This is a genomic window from Mesorhizobium sp. WSM2561 (assembly GCF_000513915.1).
GTDB classification, from domain to species: domain Bacteria; phylum Pseudomonadota; class Alphaproteobacteria; order Rhizobiales; family Rhizobiaceae; genus Mesorhizobium; species Mesorhizobium muleiense.
This window is the reverse complement of sequence record NZ_AZUX01000003.1, coordinates 35,222-61,223: the sequence shown is the minus strand read 5'-3', so window position 1 is coordinate 61,223 and position 26,002 is coordinate 35,222. Positions and strand designations below refer to the sequence as shown.

Below are 26,002 nucleotides of genomic sequence, written 5' to 3'. Positions count from 1 at the left end.
GACCCAGTAACTCCAGCCAGGTGTAATCGAAATACAGTTGGCAATCTTTCCGTCGCAGCTAACGAACTGGATATCGACCGATCCATCCGCCCCGGGCGAGGCCCAGTCCGCGCGGGAGCAAGCGAGATGACACGAGTCCGACCGGGCGCTGCCGAGGTTCCTCGTTAGCTCGGGAATGCCTGTTGTGCTATCGTCCTAAAGTCTCTCGGGCCGCCAAGGGTCACGCATGATCTTCCGTTCGAGGGAGAGAGGATCTGTGACGGAATTTGAAACGAAACTGAAGTTGGCCGCCAAGCTTGCCGCGAAAGGCAGGGTTTCGCGTCGCGACTTTGTTCAGCTGGCGCTCGCCGCCGGCCTTGCCGCCACGGCCGCCAATGCGATGTTCGTCCAGGCGGTGCACGCCGAGCCCAAGAAGGGCGGCACCTTGAAGATCGGCATCGGCGATGCCGCCGCCACCGATACACTGGAACCGGGTAGTACCAACGTCAACCCGTTCATCGCCACCGCGCTATTCGGAACCTTGTCGAACGGCCTGACCGAAATCGATTCCAAGGGCAATGTGGTCCCCGACCTCGCAGAGAGCTTTGAGCCGTCAGACGGCGCCAAGAAGTGGGTGTTCAAACTGAGGAAAGGAGCCACCTTTCACAATGGCAAGACGGTTACCGCCGACGATGTCGTGGCCTCTGTCAGGCATCACAGCATCGAGGGCACGAAATCGGTGATGAAATCGCTCTTGGCTTCGGTCAAGAATGTCGTCGCCGACGGTGCCGAGACGGTGGTGTTCGAACTCGACGGCGGCAATGCCGACTTCCCTTACATCATGTCGGACATCCCGGTCATGCCGGCGAAAGAGGGCGGCGTCGACTGGGAGTCGGGCATCCGCACCGGGCCCTACATGCTCGAGAAATTCGAGCCCGGCGTCATCGCCACCTTCAACAAGAACCCGAGCTACTTCAAATCCGACAAGGGCTGGTTCGACCGTGTCGAATGCCTGGCGATCAACGATGTGAAGGCGCGCACCAACGCGCTCAACACTGGCGAGGTCCACTACATGGATCGCTGCGATCTGAAGACGCTCGACATTCTGAGACAGAACCCCGATCTCGTGATCTCGGAGACGACGGGCTACGGCCACTACGTTTATGTCATGAACGTCCAGAAGGCGCCCTTCGACAATCCCGATGTGCGCAATGCGATCAAGTACTCGCTCAATCGCGACGAGATCGTGCGGAAGGTGTTTCTCGGCCACGGCGCCGTCGGCAACGACAATCCGATCGCACCGACCGTCAAGTTCGCGATCGATCCACAGCCGAAGCACGTCTACGACCCGGACATAGTCAAGCGCCTTCTCAAGAAGGCGGGGGCCGAGAACACCCAGTTCGACCTGTCGGTCGCGGATGCCGGGTTCACGGGTGCGACCGACTCGGCTCTCCTGTGGCAGGAGCATGCCCGGGCGGCCGGGCTCAACCTGAATGTGATCAGGGAGCCCAATGAAGGCTACTGGGACAATGTCTGGCTCAAGAAGCCGTTCTACGCCTCTTACTGGGCCGGCCGGCCGACGTGCGACTGGATGTTCACCACCGCCTATGCGGCGGAAGCGGTGTGGAACGAAACGTTGTGGAAAAATCCGCGCTTTAATGAGCTGCTCGTCGCCGCCCGCTCGGAGACCGACGATACCAAGCGTGCCGGCATGTATGCCGAAATGCAGCAATTGCTGCATGACGACGGCGGGCTCATTAATGTCGTCTTCAACTCCTATGTCGATGCCCACACCAAGGCTCTCGCCCATGGCGAGGTGGCGTCGAACTGGCCGATGGACGGGCTTAAGATCGCCGAACGCTGGTGGTTCGCCTAGGCCGTCTGCTCATAAACTGGGATGGCGGACTGGACGCGTCTAATGTCTCCTTGCCCCCACCAGCGGCTCCCGAGCGGACATCGCAGCAGGTCCGCGTTGAACCACAAGCGGAAATCCCGGGTGCGCGTCCAGGGTCGATCAATTGCCTCTGATTTTGGACAGCGCGTCCTTTGCGTGAATGCCAGTTAGAGCTTCATTCTGGAGTGCCACGAGCGCAGGTATCGCAGCTCGTGCCGGAGGCCCGATCTTTCCCAGCGCCTCGATGGCATCCCGGCGGAGATATTCAACCTTAAGCGCTTCAACCAGAGCCGGAACGGCTTGTGCTGCCGCTGGTCCAAACCAGCCCAGTCGCTCTGCCGCATATTGCTGGGAAAAGGGATTGCCGGTCTCAAGCTCTGCTTCCAGGCTCGTAACGGTGATGGCCAGCGGCAGCGCAGCGATACGGAGACCATCATACAGGCGCTCCCGCACGCCTGCGTGTTCATAATCCCATTGGAACGAGAAGATATAGGTGTCGGGAAGATTTTCGAGCCCTTTCTGGTCTGCACCCGGTCGGAACTTCAGGAGCATTTGCCCGGCTTCTTCCCGGCGCCCGAGCTGCGCCAGCACGGAACTGAGTGGTAGAAAGAGCGCAGTTGCGTCTGGGTTTCGCCTAACGCCGTCTCCGAACACCTCAGCCGCTTGTTTCAGATCGCCCATTGCAAAAAGCGCCAATCCACGAGCGAGAACGTAGTGGCTTGGATAGGTCGGGTTGAGCCGCATGGCGGACGCAACGAAATTCAGCGCCTCGGCAGGTTCGCCTGAGATCGTCAGCGCCCAAGCCGTTGCGATGTGTGCTTCGGGGTCGTTGGGATCCAATGCAATCGCTCGACCGGCATTCCTGCGTGCATCTTCGGCCAGACCTTGATAAACGTTCCGCAATGCCTCGACCGTGTAAGACAGTGACGTTGGATATTTCTTGGCCAGCTCTACGTAATCGTGAGCTCCCCACCAGAAATATGGTTCGTCCCTACCGAGTTCTTTACCCCAGAGTGAGTCAACGACGCGGAAGAAGGCCAGCGCCAGGGCGGCATAAGCTCGCCCATATTCGGGATCAAGTTCGGTTGCTTTTTTCAAGGAAGTGATGGCGGCAGCTGTGTCCTTTGCGTTGTAACGGAGATAAAGGCTCCAACCCTCTTCGAAAGCTTCCTTGGCTGCGATATTGTCCGGCTTGGCGCGGGCAATTTCCGTTTTTTCGGTGGTGGTGAGATTGACCTTCAACGCTTCGACGATCTTTGCGACAAAAACGTCCTGGACCGCAAAAATATCGGCGACTTTTCCATCGAACCTGTCCGCCCACACATGCCCGCCGGTGAGGGCATCGATGAGCTGGGCGTTGACTCGCACCTGCTCGCCGGCTCGCCGTACGCTTCCCTCGAGAACGTAACGCACGCCAAGTTCTTCGGCGACCTGGCTGATTTTTACCGGCTTGCCGCGGTAAATGAATGTCGAGTTTCGCGCGATCACGAAGAGGCCGGAAAGCTTGGAAAGGTCGGTGATCAAGTCATCGGTCATGCCGTCGGCGAAGTGCTCCTGGCCGGCGTCGCTCGAGATGTTGGTGAATGGCAATACAGCGATCGATGGCTTGTCAGGTAGCGGGAGCGCCATTCTTTCCCTGGAGGCCACCTCGACCGGCGGTCCTGAACCGTCCCCGACGACCTTCCAAAGTGCTACACCTCCGGCGATCAGGATCAGCGCTGTCGCCGCGACCGCCGGCCGGCGCCATTCGATATAGCGCTTGCGTTTTGTTGGAACTGTTCCGGATGCGGCGCGTGCCCGCGGGCCTACCCGATACAGACGAACAGGTTTTTCGATGTTCTTGAGCTTTTGTTCACCCAAGAATTCGAACTCAAAATCCAGCTTTCTCTCGACCTGATCGAATGCCGTTCCTGAAATAAGGACGCCCCCGGGTTCGGCCAATCCTTCCAATCTCGCTGCGACATTCACGCCGTCGCCATAGATATCCTTCCCTTCGACAATCACATCGCCAAGGTTTACGCCAATGCGAAATTCGAGTTGTTTTTCCTTCGGCAGTTCGGCGTTGCACTCCGCCATCGTCCGCTGGATTTCGACGGCGCAACCGACCGCGTCGACCACGCTGGAGAATTCTATCAGCGCGCCGTCGCCCATGAGCTTCACGATGCGCCCCTTATGAGCGGCGATCTTAGGATCGATCAGGTTCTCGCGGGTGCTCTTCAGGCGCGCGAGGGTATCCGCCTCATCGGCTTCCATAAGGCGGCTGTAGCCAACGATGTCAGCGGCAACTATCGCCGCAAGCCTGCGCTCCATGGTAGTTTCCGGCGCTGGGCAACTGTACCATGATAAAAGAGTATCGCTTCGGAGCCTAGTCCTGCTCTCGTCGGCTTTGGGTCACGATTTGCCCTTGAAGTTCCCAGATCGAGAGTTTGCAAAGTGTCGGAGATGCTCGCTACGCTGACCGACTGTCCCAACGAGGGCGCACTATTGGCAGCTCACTGAGCGGCGCAGCCGCCTGACAGTTCAATCGCGCAAGATCATGCGGTCGCCGCGCACGTCGAAACCGGACAGTGAGCCGATGAAATTCATGCCGAGCAGGCTCTGGCCGAGCATGCCGGGCGCGGCGATCATGACCGGCATGTCCTTGCGCACGATCCCGCCGATCGCCAATTCGTCGGTTCTCACGACGGCGGCGCGCGCCACGCCGTTGGCGGTGGAAACCGGTATGGTGAAATTGAGAGCGGCTGGGTTGAAGCCGGCCGCTTGCGCGTCCTGCGCGGTCAAGACGGTGCTGGTTGCGCCGGTATCGACCACAGCCCGGACCGGCGTGCCGTTGACCAGGATGCGCGCTTCGAAATGGCCATTGCCGGCCTTGTCCAGGGTCACCGTGGCATGGCCGTCGTCGAGGCCCAACGCCAGTGGACTGCCGGGAACAAGGCCGGCCGTCACCCGGCTGGCGAAATCCTGCAATTCATAACGGTACTGGTAGCCGGCGATCAGTGCCAGCACGATGACGGCCCAGGTGCCCAGGCTGCGGGCCATCGTGCCCAAGGGCCTGCCTGATCTGAGCAGGCCGGCGCCGATGAGCGCGACCAGGGCGGCAAGCCAGATCAGCCGGCTGAAATCGTCATTCTCGACGCCGAATGTGCTGCCGGCGGAATCGTTGAGCATGAGCAGGACAACGCCTACCCCGATCAGGATCATCAAAACCCAGAAAACCCGGTTCATATGTGGCTCACGAGAGAGCGTCGCGTTCGCGCGCCAGGCGGGTGCGGCGGGTTTCGCGGCGCGGTCTGCGCTCAACCGTTTCCAGCCGGGCCGGCAGCTCGGCCATGACGCTGCGGCGGATTTCAGGGGTCATCTCGATCCAGGCGCCGATTTCCTCGCGCGTACGGCCGCAACCGAAGCAGAAGCCGGTTTTCATATCGATCGAACAGACCAGGACGCATGGGGATTCGATGGCCGTCATGTTTATTCTCTCAGGGTTCCGTCAGGAATCCCTCGTCTCGCCTCCACATGGTGTAACGGCAACGCCAATGCAAGCCCTCCGGAATGCGCCGCCGGCAGCCGCTTTCGCGTCAGTGCAGGCAGTTGTGCCGGCCGAGCAAGGCGGCTATGCCGGTCACCAACTCCGGGAACGATCATCAACGACATGACCAGCGCGCTGCCCTTCGACGATTTTCGCAATCTTCTGGCGACCGTGCCACGGGCCGACACGGCGGCCGAAGCCCGCGTCCGTGCGCTGTTTGCCAAGGCCGACAAACCCAAGGGTTCGCTCGGCCGCATCGAGGACATCGCGGCTTGGCTGGCCGCCTGGAGCGGCCGCGCGCCGCCGGCAGTGAACCGGCCTCTGGTGGCGATCTTCGCCGGCAATCACGGCGTCGCTCGCCACGGCATTTCGCCACGGCCTGTCGCTGCCACGGCTAACGCCGTCGAGTTTTGCGCGGCCGGGGGTGCGGCGATCAACCAGATCTGCATCGCCAATGATCTCGGGCTGAAAGTGTTCGATCTTGCGCTGCACATTCCGACCGCCGACATCACCGAGGACGCAGCACTTGACGAGCGCGGCTGCGCTGCCACCATGGCCTTCGGCATGGAGGCGATCGCCGGCGGCACCGATCTGCTTTGCCTTGGCGACCTCGGCGTCGGCAATTCCACCGTTGCAGCGACTTTGTTTGCCGCACTGTTTGGCGGCAAGGGCGCCGATTGGGTCGGATCCGGATCGGGCGCCGATGCATCGATGCAGGCGCGCAAGGCGGATGTGGTCGATGCCGCGCTAGCCTTCCACGGCACAAGTCTCAGGGATCCGCTGGAAGCGTTGCGCCGGGTTGGCGGCCGTGAATTCGCGGCGATCGCCGGCGCCATCCTCGCCGCCCGGATGCAGAAGATTCCCATCCTGCTCGATGGGCTAGTTGCGACTGCCGCCGCCGCGACGCTGTATGCTGCCAACCCCGCCGCGCTCGACCATTGCCTGCTTGCCAGTCTGTCGCCAGAGCCTGCGCATGCTCTGGCCGCCGAGCGGCTCGGCTTGCGCCCGCTGCTTGATCTCGGCGTCAGCCACGGCGAGGGGGCAGGGGCGGCACTTGCGGCCGGCCTAGTCAAAGCTGCTGCGCTCACCGCCTCGGGCATGGCGGCGGCGCTGCATTAAAGCGCGTCGCGTTCGACCCGCCTCATGCGACGCGCTTCAGGTTGTTGTTTTTACGCATGTCGTTATCGCAAAACCGCTGCACACCCTCGGGTCAGGCCCGAGGGCATGCTTTTGCGCGACATGCATTAAGCGTCTATCGCCGGCGTGCAGCAACGGCCCTGGTCGGCAGCGCCGGCAATTCCTCCATCACCCGGCTCAATGAAAAGATGGCGATCGCCTCAGTGCCTTCGCGCAGCTTGGAATGGAGTTCGAACTCGCCGCCATGCATGGCGAGCAGGCTTTGGACGATCGGCAGGCCAAGCCCGGTGCCTTGCTCGGCGCTCTTGATGGCGATGGAACCCTGACCGAAGGCGGACAGCACAACCGGAATCTCGTCTTCCGGAATGCCGGGCCCATTGTCTTTGACGGAGAAGTATTGGCCGCCGCCCGCCGTCCAGCCGACGCGCACGCGGATCTCGCCGCCAGTACCGGTGAACTTGATGGCGTTCGACAAAAGATTGAGCGCGATCTGTCGCACCGCGCGTTCGTCGGCGAACAGGCGCGGCAAGGCGTTTTCAAAATCCTGGACGATGCGGATGTCCTTGTTGCGCGCCTTCAGCTCCATCATGTGACAGCAATCCTCGACGACGGAAAGCAGCATCATCGGCTCTTCGTTGAGCTGGTAGCGGCCCGCTTCGATGCGTGACAGGTCGAGGATTTCGTTGATCAGGTCGAGCAGGTGCTGGCCGGAGTCATGGACGTCGCGAGCATAGTCGCGATAGGTCGGATTGCTCATCGGTCCGAGCACCTCGTTCGCCATCACCTCGGAGAAACCGAGAATGGCGTTGAGCGGCGTCCGCAACTCATGGCTCATCGAGGCCAGAAACCGCGACTTTGCCAGATTGGCGTCCTCCGCCCGTCGGCGCGCTTCGTCCGACATCGATTTCGCCGTGTCCAATTCGGCAATCAGCGCGTCCTTTTCGGAGCGGAACGAGAGCAGCATCAAGGACGAGCGATTGAGGCGGCGCGCCACATAGGCGAAGAAGGGCAGCGAGACAATCAGCAGCCCGGCCATGATCAACTCGACCGGCATCCACTGCCTGGCGCCGGCATAGGCATAGGCGGCCACCGGAACGGCGAAAGTCGCCAGCAACGCACCGCGCAACGATGACGCTGTGATCGCCGTCGCCGCCATGGCAAGCAGCAGCACCACCGCCTTGATCAACTGGAACTGGTCGACCTGGCAAGCGTCGCAACCGAGCCAGGCAAACCAGGCCCAGCCCAGGCCGCAAAGGAAATGGCCTATCAGGAAATCACGGTGCGTTTGCGGCGGGTTGAGTTCGGCAGCTTCCGTCCGGTCGATGCGCCTCGCCATGAACACGACGATGGCGTAGCAGATGAGGATGAAAAGCGCCCAGACGCCAATTGCCTTACCGACGCCAGCAAACAGACCGGTCGCGGCGGTCGCCAGGACGAGAAGCGGAACGATGATCGCGCCGGCTATCATCGCACGGGCGTGCAGTTTCAACAGCTCGCGGTCGAAATCAGGATTTCCGGCCTGCTGCGAAAGACGGTCGCGCGTCTTGCGCACCGCGCGCGCCACATCGCTGTTGCGATGGGGTTTCCGGCGGTCCACAATAAACTTGTCCGCTGTGGTCGAGCGTTGCGAGGGCATGAGACTTCAATTTATGCGGGCAGCGGTTTCAAATTGTTAAGCTACGTTCGAATGATTAACCAACGGTTTGCCATATGAGCCGTTCGTGGTCGCGGCGGCCGGGACGGCGATACGTCCCGCCGCGGCCGCGAAGCCTTTGGCGCCGGCTGGTGGACTACGCACTGGCCGTGCTTTTCCTCGGTCTGCTGATCCTTCTGGCGGCGCGGCTTGATCGGATCGAGACGCGCAAGGCCGAGGGTGCCGCCGTCGTCAATGACGGCGATACGATCACGCTCGGTACCGAGCGCATCCGCATGCGCGGCATTGACGCGCCCGAATATTCGCAAATCTGCCGCAAGGACGGCGCCGACTATCCCTGCGGCAAGCTGGCGCGGCAGTCGCTGGTACGTCTGATATCAGGCAGACCCGTCTCCTGCGCCGGCTGGCAGCGCGACCGATACCGCCGGCTGCTCGGCGATTGCAACGCCGGCGGCAAGGATCTCAACCGCGCCCAGGTCGAGGCCGGCTGGGCAGTTGCCTATGGCGATTTCGAAACCGAGGAGGCCGCTGCCCGATCAGGCAAGGCTGGCATCTGGGCCGGCACTTTCGACGAGCCGCACGATTGGCGCGAGAGCCACGATCACGAAGTGGTCGAAAGAAAGCACGGCCGTTTGGCTTCGATCGGCGATGGCTTGCGAGAAATTTTTCGCTTCTGGTGATGGTCAACCCTATAGTGTTGCAACAGAGCGAGGTGCGTTCAGTCGGACGACACAAGGCATGCGCTGAGATTTTTTAATCTTCGCATCGTGCTTTCCGGGAATTGATTCCGGTTGTCTGGCCGGTGCGAAAGGAGGATGGGATGAAACTCTTCGACGGCGGCCGGGCGCCCAATCCACGGCGGGTTCGCGTCTTCCTCGTTGAAAAGGGGCTTGAGGTTCCGCTGGTGCCCGTCGACATGGGCGCGCTGGAGCACAGAGAGCAGCCGGTCAGTTCGCGCAACCCGCTGCAGCGCCTGCCGGTGCTCGAACTCGACGACGGCACCGTCATCACCGAATCCGTCGCCATCTGCCGCTATTTCGAGGAACTGCACCCGGAACCGGCGTTGTTCGGCCGCGGCGCGCTCGGCAAAGCGCTGGTCGAGATGTGGCAAAGACGGATGGAGCTCAACTTGCTCAATAGCGTCAGCGCTGCGTTCCGACACGTCCATCCGGCGATGAAGGAATGGGAAGTTCCACAGATCCCCGAATGGGGCGAGGCCAACAAGCCGAAAGCCGTTGAATTCCTGAGACTCCTCGACGACGAGCTGGCGAACCGGGAATTCGTCGCCGGCGACGCCTATTCGATCGCCGACATCACCGGGCTGATTGCCATCGACTTCATGAAGCCGGCGCGCATCAAGGTGCCGGAAGACTGTGTCAACGTGCTGCGCTGGCATCAGGCGATCTCCAGCCGGCCGAGCGCCGCCGCCTGAGGATGAGCCCCAGGCATGAGCGAAGAGCTGGAAAACTTCGCGGCGAGGGTGCGCGCCTGCCGAATCTGCGTCGAAAACCCGGTCGGCCAGCCGCTGCCGCATGAGCCGCGCCCTGTGCTCAGGCCGTCGTCGAGCGCCCGTATACTGATTGCCAGCCAGGCACCGGGCACCAAGGTGCATATGTCAGGCATGCCGTTCACTGACGCCTCCGGCGATCGGTTGCGAGACTGGCTGGGCGTCAGCAGCGACGAATTTTACGACACGACAAAATTCGCCATCGTGCCGATGGGCTTTTGCTTTCCCGGCCAGGATGCCAAGGGCGGCGACCTGCCGCCGCGCCGCGAATGTGCAGCGGCCTGGCGTGCGGAGCTGATGGCGCTGATGCCGCGCATCGACCTGGTGCTGACGATCGGCCTCTATGCGCAATCCTGGCACATGGGCGCTGCGCGCCGGCCCTCGCTGACCGAGACGGTGATGGATTGGCGCATCATCTGGGATGCGCCCAGCACCCCGAAAGTGCTGCCGCTACCGCATCCGTCGTGGCGCAACACCGGCTGGCTGAAGCGCAATCCGTGGTTTGAAATGGATTTGCTGCCGTTTCTGAGATCGGAAATCCGCTATCGCCTCGGCTGACGCGTAAGCAAGAAATCACTCGCTTTTGCGCCATCTGACAGAATTTCTTTCTTGTGAATGGCCCAAATAAGAAGGACTATAGCCAATCTATTCCTGATCTATCCCCGTGGGAGCACCAAAATGGACCGCCTTGACAGAAAGATCCTCCGCCTCTTGCAGGAGGACGCGACGCTCGCGGTCGCCGATGTCGCCAAGAAAGTCGGACTGTCGACCACGCCCTGCTGGCGGCGCATCCAGAAGCTCGAGGAGGAAGGCGTCATCAAGCGGCGCGTCGCCATCCTCGATCATGAAAAGGTCAATGTGCGCGTCACCGTGTTCGTGTCGATCCGCACCAATTCGCACAGCCATGAGTGGCTGCGCCGCTTTTCGGAGGTCATCCAGGAATTTCCGGAAGTGGTCGAGTTCTACCGGATGAGCGGCGACGTCGACTATCTCTTGCGCGTGGTGGTGCCCGACATCGCTGCTTACGACGCCTTCTACAAGCGGCTGATCGCAAAGATCGAGATCCGCGATGTCTCGTCGTCGTTTGCCATGGAGCAGATCAAGTACACGACCGAAATGCCGCTCGACTACATGGTCCTGGACAAGGAATCGGGCGCCAACGCTGCCTGAGGATTTTTTGCTTAGTTGTTCTTTTTGTTGAGGAAACTCCAAGGCGAGTTTGCCGGTAGCGTGATCGTGTCCGGCACGAGATCGACATCCGCCACCTCCGCCTTGCGCACTGTGTAGCCCGACTGGATCACGCTGACACCGTCGAGGATGAAGAGTTGACTTTTCTCCATGCCCGGCTCCAGGGCGCCGGTCACGGCAACCGGCTGATAGGCTTGCGACATCCTGTAGGGGCGGGCGGGCGTGACGAGGACGATCTGATTGGGCGGCGGCGTCGGCATGTGGCTGCACGCCCCTGTCCACGGTACCAGCAGGAACTGATAGACGAGATCGCCGTCCCGATCGAGCGGCAGCGCGTACCCCGCCAGTTGAATGGCCTTGTCTCGCAAATTGACAGACAGCGTCTCGCCACGGTCCGGCATTCTTGCCGCGACCATCGGCAATCCGACACTTTCGGCAGCGGGCTGGGTCGCCGGGCGCAGGTCTTTCCAGAATATGCGCGCGGTTTCGGCGGAAGCGGTGGCAATGGAGAGGCCGAGTGCGACAGCCAAGGCCGCGCCTGATTTGAGACGATTGTTCATTGGCTTCATGCTTCGCCAGTCCGTGGCTGGATCGGGTAAACCCGTCGTCAAGTATCGGCAACGGGGTGACGCACTTGTTATCGCAGAATGCAACATAGAGTGCCATGCCCGTGGGCTAACCGGGGCAAACCGTCGGTGAGGCTGCCGCCCACACCGAAGGGCAGAGCGGCGCCGGCGCGGGGAGTTCGATCCGAAGAAAGGCGAGGAAATCGCCAAAAAAAGTCTTGCCCAGTCGGCTCAGCGGCGCAGAATAACCCGACCCAGCGATGCCAGACGACAAAAACCCTATCTTCGAATATCGCCTGAACCTGGAGAAATTCAATGCCGACCAGCCATGATCTCAACGGGCTGATGAAATTCCTCAGCCGTGACAAATGGCGCGAATGTTTCGAGGAAGTGTTCGACGATCATTTCGGCCCGATCCTTGGCGAAGGGGACATGGAATTCGAAGAACTCGCCGAGGTCCTCGGTGACGAAAGAGTCATGACTCTTTGGGGCTGCGCCTTCGAGGATTTCCTGACCCAGGATTTCGACGGCGAACCCAGCAACATCGTCGATGAGTATCTCAAGCGCAGAGGCTGGAAGGAAAATGCGCAAACGAGAGCCTATATGGGCGCGCTGCGTACCTCCGTCATGAGCTTGTATGAGGTGAGCGACGTCGTTCCGGGACAATCGTTTATGGCACGCGATCTTCTCCGCGGTGGCGAGCCGATCGCCGTCAAAGAGGCCACCGCCACCAAGACGTTGAAGCAGTGGGACAAGATCGCGGCGAGAATCGTGCCCGTCCTCGGAAAGAATATCCTTACCGACGGTGTCCTTCCGTTCACCCGAGAGGCCACCCAATCCTTGTTCGATGGCCTGTTGGACGTGTTCGGCAAAAAGGCCGCAAGAAAGCTGCCGGCCATGAGGGATGAAGACCTGCGGGCGGTGGCGTTCATGTTCACGCTCGTATGGGTGTTCGACGCCCTGGACAAGGTGATGGACATGCAGATGCTCCAAACTGCAGAGGGCGACGAATTCATGTTTCATGATGTCCGCTTTCCCTTGGCCTCCGGCGTGACGCAGAAGGACATCGCCGCCCGGCTGAACGGCATAGCGGGCATGTCGCAGAAAAATGCACAGTTCTGGAACTGGCTGGAATACACGCCGCAAGGCGAGGACAGGAGGCGGGCCAGCTTTCCCTGGATACCGTGATGGACAACGGTTGGCGCGTGTTGGGCAATGTCGAGTTGAAAGGCGGTTTCCTGTGTCTATCCGCCAATTCCTCCGCGCGGGCGGAAAAAGGGACGGCCCTTGTCCAGCGAGCCTTTGGCGATCTGGTCCGAACACCTCTTACGGAAATCCGCACCATACAGCAGATGATGGCCGAACGGCCAGCCAAGGGGGGCAGGACGCCCTCATCGGAGATACCGCCGGAACTCGCTGAACAGGCCATTCACGAATACCTGGATCAACACTATCGGGAAACCCTCGATCGGCCGGTCGGGATGCTTGGGGGCAAGACACCGCGTCAGGCCGTAAAGACCAAAACTGGCCGGAAAAAGGTCGCCGAGTGGCTCAAATACCTGGAAAACCAGACCGCGAGGCAGCCTGACCGCGCCCATCCTATGGCCGCTTACAGTTTTGAGTGGATGTGGAGGGAACTTGATGTTCGCGACCCGCGCCGGTAGCGGCTGGCGTCCTCAACGCTCCAAGCGCATCACATGCCGGCGCGAGCCGGCCATGCCGATCTCGTGGAATCCGCGGGCCACGAACATCTCTCGAAAGCCCATGAAACGGTAACTCGGCGATGCCTGATCGACCGGATAGGCCTCGATGGTCCTGGCGCCTTTGGCGAAGGCGTGATCGATGGCCGCGTCGAGCAGGGCGCTTGCCAGTCCCAGGCCGCGCGACGCCCTCGGCACATAGAAGCAGACGATCGACCATACACCCACCTCGCTGTCGTCCTGCTCCTGCGACAGCTTGCGATAGGTCTCGCGTGGCGCCACGGAGCACCAGCCGACGATGTTGCCTTCGGCATGGGCGACGATACCGACCGGCGTGCCGACTTCGATGAGCGCCATCATGGCCCGTCTCCTCGCGTCGTTTGACGCGTGCTCGCGGTTTTCGAGCTGTCGCCAGGCCATGCACCAGCAATATTTCGGGCCGCCAGGCTGCTCGAACACGTTCTCGAAATCGGCGCGCATGGATCGCGTCACCTCAGTAAAGCGGATTTGGCTCCGGTCAGCCTTTCCTGGCGAGCCGCTCGAGCGTCTTGGCATCGGAAAGCTCCCGTGCAGCGTCCTTGCCGATCCAGCGCGCCGTCTTGTCCGTCGAACCGGCCAGCTTCTGCGCCAGGGCGAGGGCAGCGCCGTGCAAATTCATCGATCGCTTGCCGATAGAGCGAAGCGCCCAGTTCACTGCCTTCTTCACAAAATTACGGGCATCGCTGGCGTGCGCTTCGATGATCGGCAGGAAGTCGAGGAAGGTCGCCTCTGGCTCCTTCTTCCGGTGGACGACCGACCAGGCCATCATGGCAAAAGCCGTGCGTCGAACGAACTCGCGTTCGTCGGCCGCGAACTCTTCTATCAGCTCCTTCCAGCAATCCGTATCGACAAAGAGATCGGAGACGCCGTCGACGATATCCCACGAGTCGAAAGTCGCCGCCCATCGTCTTGCATCCGCAGCAGAAAACCGCTTCGGATCGGCTGTGACGGAAGCGATGAACTGCGCTTCCATGATGCCCGACTCCCATAGTTCGAAGGCACGCTCATGGTTGCGCTTGATTTTCTTGGCAATCTGCCTCTGCACGCCATGCGAGATTCCGAGCGCACGTTCGATCTTGATGCCGTAGCGCAGCATGCCAAGGCGGTTCTCCTGCGAGCCGATCGAGCGCAGATGGGCGACAATCTCCTCGGCGCTGGATTGAGGCGAAAGCTCGGCCACGACAAAACCTACTTCTCCAATCGCGCCAGCAGCGAAGACGTGTCCCAGCGTTTGCCGCCCATGCCCTGCACATCCTTGTAGAACTGGTCGACAAGTGCCGTCACCGGCAGCTTGGCGCCGTTGCGGTCGGCCTCCGCCAGGCAGATGCCGAGATCCTTGCGCATCCAGTCGACGGCGAAGCCGAAATCATATTTGCCGGCATTCATCGTCTTGTGGCGGTTCTCCATCTGCCATGAGCCGGCCGCGCCCTTGGAGATCACCTCGATGACCTTTTCGATGTCGAGCCCAGCCTTCTTGCCGAAATGAATGCCTTCGGCCAGCCCTTGGACAAGGCCGGCGATGCAGATCTGGTTGATCATCTTGGTGAGTTGGCCCGAGCCGGCCGGGCCCATCAGCCCGACCATGCGGGCATAGGCATCGATGACAGGCTTCGCCTGCTCGAAGGCTTTCTGTTCGCCGCCGACCATGACGGTCAGGATGCCGTTTTCGGCGCCGGCCTGACCGCCGGAGACCGGTGCGTCGAGGAACGAAAAACCGCGAACTTGCGCCTTCTCCGCCAGTTCGCGCGCGACTTCAGCCGAGGCCGTGGTGTTGTCGATGAAGATGGCTCCGTTCTTCATCAACTGGAACGCACCCTCGGCTCCAATCGTCACCGCGCGCAAATCATCGTCATTGCCAACGCAGCAAAAGACAAAGTCCTTGCCGTCGGCGGCCTCAGCCGGCGTGTTGGCAACACTGCCGCCATACTGGGCCACCCATTGCTCGGCCTTTGCTTTGGTGCGGTTGTAGACGGTAACGTCGTGGCCGCCCTTGTTCCTGAGATGTCCGGCCATTGGATAGCCCATGACGCCAAGACCGAGAAATGCCACCGATGCCATGTTTTCGAATCCCTTCAATCCTGTTTTCCGGCCTTCTTAGCGGATCAGGCAAAGCGATGGGAGTCAGCGTTGCAGATGGATCGTGATGCGCCCTTCGATCCATTCGACTGCGTGGCGCAGCGTTTCGACAATGATCAGATAGATGATCGCCGCCCAGACATAGGACTGGAAGTCGAAAGTCCGCGAATAGGTGAGCTTCGTGATGCCCATCAGATCATAGACGGTGATGAGGGCTACGATGGCCGAGCCCTTGATCATCAGGATGATCTCGTTGCCGTAGGGGCGCAGCGCCACGATCAATGCCTGTGGCAGGATGATCTTGCGCAGTGTTTGCAATTTGTGCAGGCCAAGCGAGGCAGCGCCTTCCCACTGGCCCCTGGGCACGCTCTCGATTGCGCCGCGCAGGATCTCAGCCTGATAGGCTGCTGTATTGAGTGTGAACGAGAAAATGGCGCAGTACCAAGCTTCGCGAAAAAAGCCCCACAGGCCGACAGCTTCAAGTGCCGGTCGAAACGAACCCACTCCATAGTAGATAAGAAAGACTTGGGTCAAAAGCGGAGTGCCGCGGAAGAAGTAGACGTAAGCGTAGGCAAAGCTGGACAGGGTCCGGTTCCTGGACATCCGCGCGTACGCGACAGGAACTGAAAGAACGGCTCCCAATACGATCGACACAACGACAAGCGTGAGGGTCACTCCCAGGCCAGAGATGTAGCCCGGGGCGTATTTTTGGAAGAGTTCGGAATTCCAAGCCTCGACCAAGTATACAGTCATGCCGATGCCGAGCACGATCCAGAGACCGACCAACGCATATCCCAATACACGTTGCCGGGACCAGCCGCGCGGGATTGCCGGCGGTTTTTCGACCTTGGTCGCCACCTCGGCCGCTGCCGCACTCATCGTTGCACCTGTTGTCGGCCAACCCTGCGTTCAATGGCATTGATGCCGAAAGACGATATGATGGCGAGGAGCAGATAGATAAGGGCCGCAAATCCATAGAAAAGGAAGGCGTGCTTGGTCACGCGGGCAGCAACACCGGTCTGCCGCAGAATATCGGCAAGACCAATCGCCGAAACTAACGCAGTGTCCTTGAGCAAGATGAGCCACAGATTGGCAAGACCCGGCAGCGCGATACGGATAAGCTGCGGCAGCACCACCAGGCGCATCGTGTGCCAGCCAGACAGGCCAACCGAATAGCCGCCCTCATACTGTCCCTTCGGGATGGCGCGGAATGCGGAGAGGAAGACCTCGCTGGCATAGGACGAGAAGACGACGCCGAGCGCGATCATGCCGGAAACAAAAGCATTCACTTCGACGGCGGCGGTCGGGTCATACAGGCGCATCAACTGCTGGATGCCGATCTGCGCGCCGTAAAAGATCATGAACAGGGTCAGCAGTTCAGGCAATCCACGGAAGATCGTGGTGTAGATATTGCCGGCCAGCCGCAGCGACGGCTCGTTGGATTCCTTGGCCAGCGCAACCAGAAAGCCGATCACCAGACCGAGAGGCAGGGTCGCGGCTGCAAGCGAAACGGTGATGAAAACACCATAGGCGATGTCGTCGAGCCAGCCTTCGGGTCCCCAACTGAGCAGCGTCCAAACGCTTTGCATCCGCCTGCCTGTTCTCCTCTATGCTTTTTTTGAGAGCGCGGCGTCAGCCCGGGCGCGCCGCGCCTTGCGCAAACGGCGGGGATGTCCCGCCGTTCGCCGTCAACCCGGAAGGATCAGGACTCGCCGCCGTAGACGTCGTACTTGAAGTACTTGTCGTTGATTTCCTTGTACTTTCCGTTGGCGCGGATGGCGTCGATCGCCTTATTGAACTGATTGACCAACGCGGTATCGCCCTTGCGTACCGCGATGCCGGCGCCCGGACCATGGATCTCGATGTCGGGTGTGATCGCGCCGATCAGCTTGCAGCAGGCGCCGTCCGGCGTGGCAAGCCAGCCTTCGATGACGGTGATGTCGTCGTTGACCGCATCAACGCGGCCATTGGCGAGATCGAGCTGGTATTCCTGCGCGGTCGGGTACGGCTTGATTGTGCTGTCGGCATAAGTCTTGGTTGAATAATTGAAGTGGGTGGTGGACGCCTGCACGCCGATCGTCTTGCCGGCCAGGTCCTCTTTGGTCACGCCTTTGATATCGCTGTCCTTGGGCGCGGCGATCGCCGGCGGCGTGTTGTAGTATTTGTTGGTGAAGTCGACCTTCTCGGCACGCTCCGGCGTAATCGACATCGAGGCAACGATGGCGTCGAACTTGCCGGCCTGAAGCGCCGGGATGATGCCGTCCCAATCCTGCGCGACGAAAGTGCACGTCACCTTCATCTCGTCGCAAAGCGCCTTGGCGATATCGATGTCGAAGCCCACGAGCTGGCCATCAGCAGTCAGGTTGTTGAACGGCGGATAGGCTCCCTCCGAGCCGATCCTCAAGGTTTTCTCCTGAGCCTGGGCAACGCCCAATGTCAGCAGCGCCGCCGATGCGGCGAGCGCTATACGCAGTGCAGTACGCATGATAGTCCTCTCTGTATGTTCCCGGCCGTCGTTCCAAACGGCTCTGTGGGCGGTTCTGTTGACCGCCCGCTGGCGCGATACTCCCATTCTTTCCCAAGAAAAAGCAACTGTAAAACCGTTGCTTGCGGGTTTCGCATTCCCTGACAATGCTGACGTTGCGGCAGGTATAGCAACGGGGAAACAGGGGGCGGCCGATGCTTCTTCGGCAGTACCCTCAGCGCGTCAAACCTGTCGCGCGCTCGATGAAGTCGGCTATCGATCTGGTGTCGTCGAGATCGAAGACAGGCAGGCTTTCGTCGGCTATGGCGAAGTCGGCGGCGATGGCGACGATGTGCGGATCATTTGCCGAAAGCGGTGCCCGGTCCTTGGCCTCCAGCCGCCGCGTCTCGATCTTGCTGTGCGCCTCGCGCTTGTAGCCTTCGACCAGCACGATGTCGGTGGTGCCGAGCCGCGACAGGATCGCATCCAGCGTCGGCTCGTCCTCGCTGCGTAATTCGTGCATCAGCGCCCAACGCCTGTCCGACACGATGGCGACTTCAGTGGCCCCGGCCTGCCTATGGCGAAAACTGTCCGCCCCCGGTTTGTCGATGTCGAAGGCATGATGGGCGTGTTTTACCGTCGAGACTTTCCAGCCACGCCGGACGAGTTCGGCGACCAGCTTTTCGGTCAGTGTCGTCTTGCCGGAATTCTTCCAGCCGGTGATACCGAAGACGCGTCTCATCATAGCTTCATGCTCTGCAACAGACCCTCGACACGGACAAGGTCACTCGTGGCGAACGGCAAGCCTATATGCCGTCCGGCGCCATATCAGGTCCAGCGCTTTCGGCGGCTGTCTTGCGCCGACCGACGATCCGTTCGCGGTAAAGTGCGTAGAGGCCGGAGCAGACGATGATGCTGGCGCCGAGGATCATCGGCAGGTCGGGAACGTCGCCGAAGATGAACAGGCCAAGCAGGATCGACCAGAGCAGGGCCGTGTAGCGGAACGGCGCGATGAACGAGATGTCGCCCACCCGCATCGCCATGATGATGAACTGGTAGCCGATGACCACGAGCACTGCCGCCAATGCCAGGAACGCCGTGCTTTCCCCCGTCATCGGTGTCCACCCGCCCATCGGCAAAAGCAGCGCCGCGCCGAGCATTGTCATGGCGAGTGCCGTGGTGGTCGACACCAGCAATGTCGGAATGGCTTGCGGTATCCGCTTGGTGGCGAGGTCACGCACCGCACAACAGGCGACACAGGCCAGCGCCAGCAGCGAATAGATGCTGAACCCCTCGAAGCCCGGCCGCACGATGATCAGCACGCCGGCAAAGCCGATGGCGATGGCCAGCCAGCGCCGCCAGCCGACGCCTTCCTTGAACACAAGTGCTGCGCCCATCGTCACCGCCAGCGGCAGCGCCTGCAGCACGGCCGAGACATTGGCAATCGGCAGATGGGCAAGGGCGATGAGAAACGACGCGGTAGCGCCGGCTTCGCCGATCACGCGTATCGCCACCATCGGCTGCAGCATCGAGCCGGGCAGGGCAAGCGCACCGCGTTGCCAGGCAAGCAGGCCTACGAAAAGCGAGGCGAAGGCGCCGCGGATCAGCATGACCTGCGCCATGTTCATGGATTCCGACGCGACTTTGGTGATCGCGTCGTTGAGGGTGAAACCACTCATGGCCACCACCATGAACAGTGCACCGCGAAGATTTGGGGAAAAAAGCAAAGGCGTTACCACTGTGGTCTGCATCAAGCCTCTACCAGCGGCGGCAAAACAGCAACGGCAAAGGGCTGGTCCACGGCCTTCGGCGGCTCGCTGCAAGCTCCTCGCAACAGCGGCAGGATTTATTTCGGCGGTGCGACCAGGAAGATCAGCCGCCGGTGACGCTCATGTGCCGCGATACCGATGGACGGTTGGTGCGGCGGTCAATGATGAAATCATGGCCCTTGGGCTTGCGGCCAATGGCCTCGTCGATGGCGTCGGCGACCAGTTCGTTGCCTTCGGATGCACGCAACGGTGCGCGCAGGTCGGCGGCATCTTCCTGGCCGAGGCACATATAGAGCGTGCCGGTGCAGGTCAGCCGGACACGGTTGCAGCTTTCGCAGAAATTATGCGTCATCGGCGTGATGAAGCCGAGCCTGCCACCAGTCTCGGCGACGTGGACGTAGCGGGCCGGGCCACCGGTCTTGTAGGGGATGTCGGTCAGCGTGAACTGCCGCTCGAGTGCTGCGCGCAGCAGCGACAGCGGCAGATACTGGTCGGTGCGGTCGGCGTCGATCTCGCCCATGGGCATGGTTTCGATGACCGTCAACTCCATGCCGCGGCCGTGCGCCCAACGCAGCATCTCAGGCAGCTCGGCGTCGTTGAAATCCTTCAGCGCCACCGCATTGAGCTTTACCTTCAGCCCCGCTGCCTGCGCGGCGTCGATGCCATCCATGACCTTGTCGAGATTGCCCCAGCGGGTAATCTGACGGAATTTTTCCGGGTCCAGCGTGTCCAGCGAGACGTTGATGCGCTTGACCCCGCAATCGGCGAGCTCAGCGGCAAAGCGCGAAAGCTGCGAGCCGTTGGTGGTCAGCGTCAGTTCTTCCAGAGCGCCGCTTTCGAGATGACGCGAAATCTGACGCACCAGATGCATAATGTTCTTGCGCACCAGCGGCTCGCCGCCGGTAAGACGCAGTTTCCTGACGCCCTTTTCGATGAAAACCGTGCATAGCCGGTCGAGCTCTTCCAGCGACAGCAAATCCTTCTTGGGAAGGAACGCCATGTCCTCGGCCATGCAATAGGTGCAGCGGAAGTCGCAGCGGTCGGTGACCGAAACGCGCAGATAGCTGATCGTGCGACCAAAAGGATCGATCATGTCCATGCTGGTGCGTTTCCCGTGGCTGCGAACGGCTTCGTTATATATGGCTATGTGATACGATCCAACCTGCCATTCAAGTCAAGAAGTTTCGATCCCTAAAGCGCGTCGCGTTCGACCGGTCTCATGCGACGCGCTTTAGGTTGTTGTTTTATGCATGTCGTTATCGCAAAACCGCTGCACACTTTTGCGCGACATGCATTAGGCAACATCGCGCCACCGACGGATCGTGTCGGAAGTTTCGAAGCAGCCTTTTCCCGCTGCGCGAAGCGGCGTAGGGAAGGACAGATGATGCGGAACCTATCACCATGACGGCGCCGAAGGAATTCAGGGTCTCGAAGGACCGCAGGCTGCTAACCGTGACCTTCCCTGGCCATCAGCCGTTCGAGCTGCCGGCGGAGCTGCTGCGGGTGGCCTCGCCATCGGCCGAAGTGCAGGGCCATTCGCCCGAACAGCGCGTGACCGTTCCCGGCAAGCGCAAGGTTGCGATCCTGAAGATCGAACCGGTCGGCAACTATGCCGTCCGCATCACCTTCGACGATTTCCACGATACCGGCATCTTCACCTGGAACTACCTGCATACGCTGGGTCATGAGAAGGACGCACGCTGGGCCGCCTATCTCGCCGAGCTGGAAGAGAAGGGGCTAAGCCGCGATCGGTAGCTCCAGCCCGTCGTCAAAGCGTCACCGATTTGGAGTAGCGGCTGCGGATGCTCGGAGGCGAAAACATGTCCGTCATCACCACGGTCGAACAGCTCGAAGCGCTCTATGGGCTGCCCGGCGAGACGTCGCTGGTCAAGGAACTCGACCATGTCATTCCCGAATACGCCGCCTTCATCGAGGCCTCGCCTTTTGCCGCGCTCGCGACCTGCGGGCCGGAAGGGCTGGATTGCTCGCCGCGCGGCGATCTCGCCGGCTTCGTCCGCATCCATGATCCGAAAACCCTGATGATGCCGGACCGGCGCGGCAACAACCGTGCCGATTCGCTAAAAAACATCATTCGCGATCCGCGCGTCGGCCTGTTGTTCCTGGTCCCAGGCTGCGGCACCACGCTGCGCGTCAACGGCCGCGGCCACATCACCACGGATGCCGCGCTGTGTGCCTCGTTCAGCGTCGACGGCCGACCGGCGCGTTCGGTCACGGTCATCGATGTCGATTCGGTCTATTTCCAGTGCGCTCGCGCCGTCCATCGGTCGGAACTGTGGAACCCGGCGAGGCATGTCGACCCGAAGTCGCTGCCGACACCCGGAAAGATCCTGGAAATCACCAGCCGGAAAGGCATCAACGGCGAGGCTTACGACAGGGAATGGCCGGAGCGCGCGAAAAAGTCGATGTGGTGAGCGGGTCACGCTTCCTTGAGCACGTCGGTAATTTTGCGCATCTGCTCGCCGATCATGTCGCATTGCTCCGGCGTCGACTGGCTCATCGCTTTCTCGATCAGCGCCATATGAACCTTCAGCGCCTGCATCAGCAGTTCCGTGCCGGCTTCGGTCAGGGTCAGGCGCAGCACGCGCTTGTCCTTCTGATCGCCTTCGCGGCGCAGCAGGCCGCGTGTCTCGAGTTGCGGCAGCAGCATGGTGATGTTGGAACGGCCGACCAGCAGCCGGCGGGCGAGATCGTGCTGCGACATGCCGGGATGGCGATAAAGGTTCATCAGCACGTCGAGCTGCGCCGGCTTCAGGTCCAGCGGCGCGAGCTTCACTGCCAGCGTGCGCTCCAGGACATGGCAGGCGCGCGCCACCGCGACCCAGTTGCGAAAACGTGGGTTGTCCCAGGGCAGCTCTTGTTTAATGTTCATGTTTGAACTATTATGTTCATGCTTGAACGAATGGATGGATCGCCACTATGGCATCATTTGGATTGAAGGTCATCCGGGGCGTGTTTGCCGCCGCCGAACATGTGGCTCCCCGCCTTACCGGGCGCGCGGCATTCGAACTGTTCTGCCGCACGCCGAACGCCAAAATTCTCAGCGACGGCGAACGACGCGCCGTCGACCGCGCCGCCGGCTTCATGGCCGAGGCGCGCCATCATCGGCTGAAGACCAAAAACGGCTGCGTCATGGTGCATGAATTCAGGCCAGAGCCGGGCAGGCGGGCCGTCGGCACGGTGCTCGTCATCCATGGCTGGCGTTCGCGCACCGAATACATGCGCACGCTGATCGAAGCCTATCGTGACGCCGGTTACAAAGTTGTCTCGCTCGACCTGCCGGGCCACGGCCAATCGCAGGGCCGCCGGCTCACATTGGTCAGCGCTGTCGAAGCCGCACGGCTGACCGGCGAATGGTTCGGCCCGTTCGTCGCGGTCGTCGGCCATTCCTTCGGCGGTGCCGTCGCCGCCAATGCCGTCGCCGGTTCGGTCAATGACGTTCCGCCGCTGGCGGCCGAGCGGCTGGTGCTGATCGCGGCACCGAGTTCGCTGCCGGCGATCTTCAACGATTTCAGCCGCATGCTCAGTGTCGGCCCACGCTCGCAGGCCGCCATGGCCGACCGGGTCGAACGCATCGCCGGCCGGCCGCTGCACGAATTCACCGGCGACCGCCAGCTTGCCAGCACGCCGGTGCCAACGCTGGTCATCCATGCTCCGGACGACCGCGAAGTGTCCGCCGACCATGCAAAGCTCTATGCCGGGGCCGGCGACCATGTGCGGCTTTACTGGGCCGACGGGCTCGGCCACCGCCGCATCCTCGCCGACAGGGGCGTGGTCGAACGTGCGGTCGGCTTCGTTGCCGAACACCGGGCGCAAGTATCGCTGCATTAAACACCGACGGCTTCGACCTGCGTGTAGAGATTTCCTTGCAGCCGAATGCGTAGAGGCCGGGCGCGCTGATTCGCATCGCCGCGGCGCCATCGCCCGACCTGAGCGCTATTTGCTGGAACCGGAGCGGACCCAATTCGCTTCGGTTGCCAGCGTTGTGAAACTGTTCTGCAACAGACCTCCTGAAATTTATGAAAGCTTAACGAAATCAGTATGAATCGGTGTAGTCGCGCCCTACATCCATGATGCGGTGGCGAGACCGTCAGCGATGCGGAACGGGAGCCGGTTGCAGCCGGATCGGGTGATTCCATGAAATTCCTCGGAAACAAAGCAACCGTGATGCCGCTTGCGGCGGTCGCGGCAATGCTGGCCTTCGGCGTGCCGCAGGCAGACGCGCAAGGGTTTTTCGAGAGGCTCTTCGGCGGTGGTGTCAGGCATTCGCCGCGAGGTGATTTCCCCCTGCCGCCATCAAGGCAGAGGCCGAAATACAAGCCATATGCAGCAGCGCCCGCTGCCTCTCGGATCCGCAGCCCGTCCTATTACACCTACAAGAGCGATCCGCTCGTGCGCGTCGACTTCTCGACGCTGACGGCAGCGCCGGAGCCGGCAATGCCACAGGACGCCGCATTCCAGCCATCTTCCTCCACCGGCGCTGCCTTCCGCGAAGCGATTGCCGGACTGGACGATTACGAGCTCTACGCGGAGAAGGACATCGCCAAGGCGCTCGTCGCCTATTACGCGGCCAATCCGGATTTCATCTGGGTGACGGGAGCCAATGCCAACAGCCGCGCGCAAGATGCGGTGCGGGTGCTTGGCGAGGCGACGAGCTATGGCCTCACGCCGGCCGACTATACGGTTGAAGTGCCTGCCGCCGGCGCATCGACCGGCAGCGCCGATGCGCGGCTGAAGGAACTTGTCCGCTTCGAGATGGCGCTGTCAGCGCGCGTCTTGCGCTATGTCCACGACGCGCAAAGCGGCCGCGTCGATCCCAATCGCATCACCGGCTACTATGATTTCCCGGTCAAGCCGCTCGACATGGAAGGCGTGCTGAAAACGCTGACGCGGACCCAGCAAGTGCGCACCTATCTCGAATCACGGCATCCGCAGAACGCCGAATATCAGGCGCTGCGCGTCGAACTGGAATCACTTCAGGCCAGCGCCGACGACGAGATCGTCGTCGATCCCAAGCTGTTGCTGAAGCCGGGGGAGACCAGCCCCGAACTGCCGAAGCTTCTGACGAAGATAGCGCGCAATCTCGACGACGAGATGGGCAGCGCCTATGGCGAGATATTGGCCCGGCTCGCCACCAGCGAGGTCTATGCCCCGGAACTGGTGCCGGTCATCAAGGCGGTGCAGAAAAAGGCTGGCATGAAGGGCGACGGCGTCATCGGTCCGCGCACCGTCGCGGCGCTGGTCGGGACGTCCAAGGCCGACAAGATTCAAAAGGTGCATGTCGCGCTGGAAGAGTTGCGCTGGCTGCCATCCGATCTCGGCAGCCCGCGTGTCTTCATCAACCAGCCGGCCTTTACCGCGAGCTACATCGAGAATGGCGAGGAGAAGCTGAAGACCCGCGTCGTCATCGGCAAGACCACCAACCAGACTTCCTTCTTCTACGATCAGCTCGAGCAGGTCGACTTCCACCCCTATTGGGGCGTGCCGCAGTCGATCCTCGTCAACGAGATGCTGCCCCGGCTGCGCAGGGATCCCGGCTATCTCGACCGCGCCGGCTACGAAGTGGTCAACGCGCGCGGCAAACGCATTCCCTCCTCCTCGGTCAATTGGGGCGCCTATGGCGCGAAGATACCTTATGGCGTGCGCCAGCTGCCGAGCGAGGCCAATGCGCTGGGCGAACTGAAGATCCTGTTCCCCAACAAGCACGCCATCTACATGCACGACACGCCGCAAAAGACGTTTTTCGAGCGTGACATGCGCGCGCTCAGCCATGGCTGCGTTCGCCTGCAGGATCCGCGCGGCATGGCGGCGGCCGTGCTCGGCACCTCGGTCGATGACATCGCGGAGAAGCTGAAGCACGGACATGCGACGGAGAAGGTAGCGCGCAGGATCCCGGTCTATGTCGCCTATTTCACCGCCTGGCCTGATATGTCCGGCAAAGTCGAATATTTCAGCGACGTCTACGACCGCGACACGCGGCTGCAGCAGGCGCTCGACAGCACGCAAGCAGTGCGCTCGCCGGCGATCTGAGGACGCTAACGCGGGGGAGAGCGGGCGCCGGAACCCGGCCGCCATGAGTGTCGCCGAGCTGGGCACCTATTGCCTGGAGTGGCGATCTATTTGGGCTCGGCTGTTACCGGATCGTAGGTGATTTCGACCTTCGCCTTGTCGGTCGTGTAATAAGTAACGGTGTAGGCACCGCTGTCCCAGGCGACCTCGTCGACATAGCGAAAGTCGTCGCGCTGCTCGACCTTGGCGATTATTTCCGACAGTTTCCTGGCATTCTGCGGCGGCAACGGACTTCCGTCTGCGGCGAGGGCCGGTTCACCGAAAAAGAGAACTACGACGCCTGTCGCCAAAACAAGTCTGAACATGGCTTTCCCTCGCTTCTCGCAAAAGTAGAAACTCGCGGCCATGCAGGTTTGTTCCGGGCAGGTTTGTTTCGGGTTCCGGAACGGACACCCGCGAAATTGGCAGACGCATAT

The 26,002-nt window shown here is 61.3% G+C and carries 27 protein-coding genes and 1 pseudogene; 12 read left to right on the top strand and 16 right to left on the bottom strand.

Annotated features, from left to right (window positions below):
* Nucleotides 1-256: 256 nt before the first annotated feature.
* Complete coding sequence (locus M727_RS0105180) at nucleotides 257-1,855, top strand: ABC transporter substrate-binding protein (protein WP_051505523.1); 1,599 nt, start codon at nucleotides 257-259, stop codon at nucleotides 1,853-1,855.
* Between the two features lie 138 nt (nucleotides 1,856-1,993).
* Here the strand turns inward: M727_RS0105180 and M727_RS0105175 are convergent, their stop codons facing one another.
* From M727_RS0105175 to M727_RS0105165, 3 genes are all read right to left on the bottom strand, one after another.
* Entirely contained in the window at nucleotides 1,994-4,183 is a 2,190-nt protein-coding gene (locus M727_RS0105175; RefSeq protein ID WP_027151772.1) for an adenylate/guanylate cyclase domain-containing protein, read from the bottom strand.
* A 210-nt stretch (nucleotides 4,184-4,393) separates the two neighbouring features.
* A complete protein-coding gene (locus tag M727_RS0105170; protein ID WP_027151771.1) occupies nucleotides 4,394-5,098 on the bottom strand; it encodes a TIGR02281 family clan AA aspartic protease in 705 nt (234 codons plus the stop codon).
* A 7-nt stretch (nucleotides 5,099-5,105) separates the two neighbouring features.
* Complete coding sequence (locus M727_RS0105165; protein ID WP_027151770.1) at nucleotides 5,106-5,339, bottom strand: DUF1289 domain-containing protein; 234 nt, start codon at nucleotides 5,337-5,339, stop codon at nucleotides 5,106-5,108.
* 183 nt (nucleotides 5,340-5,522) lie between these two features.
* Between M727_RS0105165 and M727_RS0105160 the strand changes: the two genes are divergently transcribed.
* Complete coding sequence (locus M727_RS0105160) at nucleotides 5,523-6,518, top strand: nicotinate-nucleotide--dimethylbenzimidazole phosphoribosyltransferase (RefSeq protein ID WP_027151769.1); 996 nt, start codon at nucleotides 5,523-5,525, stop codon at nucleotides 6,516-6,518.
* 133 nt (nucleotides 6,519-6,651) lie between these two features.
* Here M727_RS0105160 and M727_RS0105155 read toward each other — a convergent pair whose 3' ends face one another.
* Complete coding sequence (locus tag M727_RS0105155; protein ID WP_027151768.1) at nucleotides 6,652-8,172, bottom strand: ATP-binding protein; 1,521 nt, start codon at nucleotides 8,170-8,172, stop codon at nucleotides 6,652-6,654.
* A 74-nt stretch (nucleotides 8,173-8,246) separates the two neighbouring features.
* On the opposite strand from M727_RS0105155, the gene M727_RS0105150 reads away from it, so the two are divergent.
* The 4 genes and pseudogenes from M727_RS0105150 to M727_RS0105135 all read left to right on the top strand — a co-directional run bounded on the left by M727_RS0105150 (nucleotide 8,247) and on the right by M727_RS0105135 (nucleotide 10,867).
* The gene (locus M727_RS0105150) at nucleotides 8,247-8,870 is read left to right on the top strand and encodes a thermonuclease family protein (protein ID WP_027151767.1); all 624 of its coding nucleotides are present in this window, start codon (nucleotides 8,247-8,249) and stop codon (nucleotides 8,868-8,870) included.
* A 140-nt stretch (nucleotides 8,871-9,010) separates the two neighbouring features.
* Complete coding sequence (locus M727_RS0105145) at nucleotides 9,011-9,622, top strand: glutathione S-transferase (RefSeq protein WP_027151766.1); 612 nt, start codon at nucleotides 9,011-9,013, stop codon at nucleotides 9,620-9,622.
* Nucleotides 9,623-9,637: 15 nt separating this feature from the next.
* Nucleotides 9,638-10,255, top strand: a pseudogene (locus M727_RS0105140) (uracil-DNA glycosylase family protein); the annotation flags it as partial.
* Nucleotides 10,256-10,375: 120 nt separating this feature from the next.
* Nucleotides 10,376-10,867: an Lrp/AsnC family transcriptional regulator gene (locus M727_RS0105135; RefSeq protein ID WP_006333679.1), complete on the top strand. Its 492-nt coding sequence runs from the start codon at nucleotides 10,376-10,378 to the stop codon at nucleotides 10,865-10,867.
* 11 nt (nucleotides 10,868-10,878) lie between these two features.
* Here M727_RS0105135 and M727_RS0105130 read toward each other — a convergent pair whose 3' ends face one another.
* Nucleotides 10,879-11,445 (bottom strand): DUF3299 domain-containing protein, encoded by a 567-nt coding sequence (locus tag M727_RS0105130; protein WP_027151764.1) that lies wholly within the window; start codon nucleotides 11,443-11,445, stop codon nucleotides 10,879-10,881.
* A gap of 396 nt (nucleotides 11,446-11,841) precedes the next feature.
* Between M727_RS0105130 and M727_RS43970 the strand changes: the two genes are divergently transcribed.
* Together M727_RS43970 and M727_RS43965 are read left to right on the top strand one after the other, a co-directional pair.
* Nucleotides 11,842-12,639, top strand: a complete 798-nt coding sequence (locus tag M727_RS43970) for a hypothetical protein (protein ID WP_348627152.1) — start codon at nucleotides 11,842-11,844, stop codon at nucleotides 12,637-12,639.
* On the top strand, nucleotides 12,639-13,115 hold the full coding sequence (locus M727_RS43965; protein WP_348627151.1) for a hypothetical protein: 477 nt from the start codon (nucleotides 12,639-12,641) through the stop codon (nucleotides 13,113-13,115). The genes M727_RS43970 and M727_RS43965 overlap by 1 nt, the downstream gene beginning before the upstream one ends.
* Before the next feature lie 12 nt (nucleotides 13,116-13,127).
* On the opposite strand, the gene M727_RS0105120 is transcribed toward M727_RS43965, so the two are convergent.
* The 9 genes from M727_RS0105120 to moaA all read right to left on the bottom strand — a co-directional run bounded on the left by M727_RS0105120 (nucleotide 13,128) and on the right by moaA (nucleotide 20,598).
* Complete coding sequence (locus M727_RS0105120; RefSeq protein WP_245268448.1) at nucleotides 13,128-13,631, bottom strand: GNAT family N-acetyltransferase; 504 nt, start codon at nucleotides 13,629-13,631, stop codon at nucleotides 13,128-13,130.
* A 37-nt stretch (nucleotides 13,632-13,668) separates the two neighbouring features.
* The gene (locus M727_RS0105115; protein WP_027151762.1) at nucleotides 13,669-14,370 is read right to left on the bottom strand and encodes a DNA alkylation repair protein; all 702 of its coding nucleotides are present in this window, start codon (nucleotides 14,368-14,370) and stop codon (nucleotides 13,669-13,671) included.
* A gap of 8 nt (nucleotides 14,371-14,378) precedes the next feature.
* Nucleotides 14,379-15,248 (bottom strand): NAD(P)-dependent oxidoreductase, encoded by an 870-nt coding sequence (locus tag M727_RS0105110; RefSeq protein ID WP_027151761.1) that lies wholly within the window; start codon nucleotides 15,246-15,248, stop codon nucleotides 14,379-14,381.
* A gap of 63 nt (nucleotides 15,249-15,311) precedes the next feature.
* Complete coding sequence (locus M727_RS0105105; protein ID WP_027151760.1) at nucleotides 15,312-16,145, bottom strand: ABC transporter permease; 834 nt, start codon at nucleotides 16,143-16,145, stop codon at nucleotides 15,312-15,314.
* Nucleotides 16,142-16,855, bottom strand: coding sequence for an ABC transporter permease (locus M727_RS0105100; RefSeq protein ID WP_027151759.1), 714 nt, complete (start codon nucleotides 16,853-16,855; stop codon nucleotides 16,142-16,144). Before M727_RS0105100 ends, M727_RS0105105 begins: the two co-directional genes overlap by 4 nt.
* A gap of 113 nt (nucleotides 16,856-16,968) precedes the next feature.
* Nucleotides 16,969-17,751 carry an ABC transporter substrate-binding protein gene (locus M727_RS0105095; protein WP_027151758.1) on the bottom strand — a complete coding sequence of 261 codons (783 nt, stop codon included), beginning with the start codon at nucleotides 17,749-17,751 and terminating at the stop codon, nucleotides 16,969-16,971.
* A 214-nt stretch (nucleotides 17,752-17,965) separates the two neighbouring features.
* Complete coding sequence (mobB, locus tag M727_RS0105090) at nucleotides 17,966-18,475, bottom strand: molybdopterin-guanine dinucleotide biosynthesis protein B (protein ID WP_027151757.1); 510 nt, start codon at nucleotides 18,473-18,475, stop codon at nucleotides 17,966-17,968.
* A gap of 61 nt (nucleotides 18,476-18,536) precedes the next feature.
* Nucleotides 18,537-19,457, bottom strand: coding sequence for a DMT family transporter (locus M727_RS0105085; RefSeq protein WP_027151756.1), 921 nt, complete (start codon nucleotides 19,455-19,457; stop codon nucleotides 18,537-18,539).
* Between the two features lie 145 nt (nucleotides 19,458-19,602).
* A complete protein-coding gene (gene moaA / locus M727_RS0105080; protein WP_027151755.1) occupies nucleotides 19,603-20,598 on the bottom strand; it encodes a GTP 3',8-cyclase MoaA in 996 nt (331 codons plus the stop codon).
* Nucleotides 20,599-20,894: 296 nt separating this feature from the next.
* Here moaA and M727_RS0105075 point away from each other — a divergent pair, with 296 nt between their 5' ends.
* Nucleotides 20,895-21,254, top strand: a complete 360-nt coding sequence (locus M727_RS0105075; RefSeq protein ID WP_027151754.1) for a DUF971 domain-containing protein — start codon at nucleotides 20,895-20,897, stop codon at nucleotides 21,252-21,254.
* A gap of 65 nt (nucleotides 21,255-21,319) precedes the next feature.
* Complete coding sequence (locus M727_RS0105070) at nucleotides 21,320-21,931, top strand: pyridoxamine 5'-phosphate oxidase family protein (protein WP_027151753.1); 612 nt, start codon at nucleotides 21,320-21,322, stop codon at nucleotides 21,929-21,931.
* A gap of 5 nt (nucleotides 21,932-21,936) precedes the next feature.
* Here M727_RS0105070 and M727_RS0105065 read toward each other — a convergent pair whose 3' ends face one another.
* Nucleotides 21,937-22,389, bottom strand: a complete 453-nt coding sequence (locus M727_RS0105065) for a MarR family transcriptional regulator (RefSeq protein WP_027151752.1) — start codon at nucleotides 22,387-22,389, stop codon at nucleotides 21,937-21,939.
* A gap of 47 nt (nucleotides 22,390-22,436) precedes the next feature.
* On the opposite strand from M727_RS0105065, the gene M727_RS0105060 reads away from it, so the two are divergent.
* Both M727_RS0105060 and M727_RS0105055 read left to right on the top strand, forming a co-directional pair.
* Entirely contained in the window at nucleotides 22,437-23,348 is a 912-nt protein-coding gene (locus M727_RS0105060; RefSeq protein ID WP_027151751.1) for an alpha/beta hydrolase, read from the top strand.
* A gap of 306 nt (nucleotides 23,349-23,654) precedes the next feature.
* Nucleotides 23,655-25,547, top strand: a complete 1,893-nt coding sequence (locus M727_RS0105055; protein ID WP_027151750.1) for a murein L,D-transpeptidase — start codon at nucleotides 23,655-23,657, stop codon at nucleotides 25,545-25,547.
* 86 nt (nucleotides 25,548-25,633) lie between these two features.
* Here M727_RS0105055 and M727_RS0105050 read toward each other — a convergent pair whose 3' ends face one another.
* Nucleotides 25,634-25,891 carry a PepSY domain-containing protein gene (locus tag M727_RS0105050; RefSeq protein ID WP_027151749.1) on the bottom strand — a complete coding sequence of 86 codons (258 nt, stop codon included), beginning with the start codon at nucleotides 25,889-25,891 and terminating at the stop codon, nucleotides 25,634-25,636.
* Nucleotides 25,892-26,002 lie beyond the last annotated feature (111 nt).

What these genes read in the sequence shown, in the direction of transcription:
- M727_RS0105105 (WP_027151760.1), bottom strand. Translation starts at nt 16,145, where the DNA reads ATGAGTGCGGCAGCGGCCGAGGTGGCGACCAAGGTCGAAAAACCGCCG.
- M727_RS0105170 (WP_027151771.1), bottom strand. Translation starts at nt 5,098, where the DNA reads ATGAACCGGGTTTTCTGGGTTTTGATGATCCTGATCGGGGTAGGCGTT.
- M727_RS0105160 (WP_027151769.1), top strand. Translation starts at nt 5,523, where the DNA reads ATGACCAGCGCGCTGCCCTTCGACGATTTTCGCAATCTTCTGGCGACC.
- mobB (WP_027151757.1), bottom strand. Translation starts at nt 18,475, where the DNA reads ATGATGAGACGCGTCTTCGGTATCACCGGCTGGAAGAATTCCGGCAAG.
- M727_RS0105120 (WP_245268448.1), bottom strand. Translation starts at nt 13,631, where the DNA reads ATGCGCGCCGATTTCGAGAACGTGTTCGAGCAGCCTGGCGGCCCGAAA.
- M727_RS0105155 (WP_027151768.1), bottom strand. Translation starts at nt 8,172, where the DNA reads ATGCCCTCGCAACGCTCGACCACAGCGGACAAGTTTATTGTGGACCGC.
- M727_RS43965 (WP_348627151.1), top strand. Translation starts at nt 12,639, where the DNA reads ATGGACAACGGTTGGCGCGTGTTGGGCAATGTCGAGTTGAAAGGCGGT.
- M727_RS0105135 (WP_006333679.1), top strand. Translation starts at nt 10,376, where the DNA reads ATGGACCGCCTTGACAGAAAGATCCTCCGCCTCTTGCAGGAGGACGCG.
- moaA (WP_027151755.1), bottom strand. Translation starts at nt 20,598, where the DNA reads ATGGACATGATCGATCCTTTTGGTCGCACGATCAGCTATCTGCGCGTT.
- M727_RS0105130 (WP_027151764.1), bottom strand. Translation starts at nt 11,445, where the DNA reads ATGAACAATCGTCTCAAATCAGGCGCGGCCTTGGCTGTCGCACTCGGC.
- M727_RS0105095 (WP_027151758.1), bottom strand. Translation starts at nt 17,751, where the DNA reads ATGCGTACTGCACTGCGTATAGCGCTCGCCGCATCGGCGGCGCTGCTG.
- M727_RS0105055 (WP_027151750.1), top strand. Translation starts at nt 23,655, where the DNA reads ATGAAATTCCTCGGAAACAAAGCAACCGTGATGCCGCTTGCGGCGGTC.
- M727_RS0105070 (WP_027151753.1), top strand. Translation starts at nt 21,320, where the DNA reads ATGTCCGTCATCACCACGGTCGAACAGCTCGAAGCGCTCTATGGGCTG.
- M727_RS0105165 (WP_027151770.1), bottom strand. Translation starts at nt 5,339, where the DNA reads ATGACGGCCATCGAATCCCCATGCGTCCTGGTCTGTTCGATCGATATG.
- M727_RS0105065 (WP_027151752.1), bottom strand. Translation starts at nt 22,389, where the DNA reads ATGAACATTAAACAAGAGCTGCCCTGGGACAACCCACGTTTTCGCAAC.
- M727_RS0105150 (WP_027151767.1), top strand. Translation starts at nt 8,247, where the DNA reads ATGAGCCGTTCGTGGTCGCGGCGGCCGGGACGGCGATACGTCCCGCCG.
- M727_RS0105060 (WP_027151751.1), top strand. Translation starts at nt 22,437, where the DNA reads ATGGCATCATTTGGATTGAAGGTCATCCGGGGCGTGTTTGCCGCCGCC.
- M727_RS0105100 (WP_027151759.1), bottom strand. Translation starts at nt 16,855, where the DNA reads ATGCAAAGCGTTTGGACGCTGCTCAGTTGGGGACCCGAAGGCTGGCTC.
- M727_RS0105175 (WP_027151772.1), bottom strand. Translation starts at nt 4,183, where the DNA reads ATGGAGCGCAGGCTTGCGGCGATAGTTGCCGCTGACATCGTTGGCTAC.
- M727_RS0105145 (WP_027151766.1), top strand. Translation starts at nt 9,011, where the DNA reads ATGAAACTCTTCGACGGCGGCCGGGCGCCCAATCCACGGCGGGTTCGC.
- M727_RS0105110 (WP_027151761.1), bottom strand. Translation starts at nt 15,248, where the DNA reads ATGGCATCGGTGGCATTTCTCGGTCTTGGCGTCATGGGCTATCCAATG.
- M727_RS0105050 (WP_027151749.1), bottom strand. Translation starts at nt 25,891, where the DNA reads ATGTTCAGACTTGTTTTGGCGACAGGCGTCGTAGTTCTCTTTTTCGGT.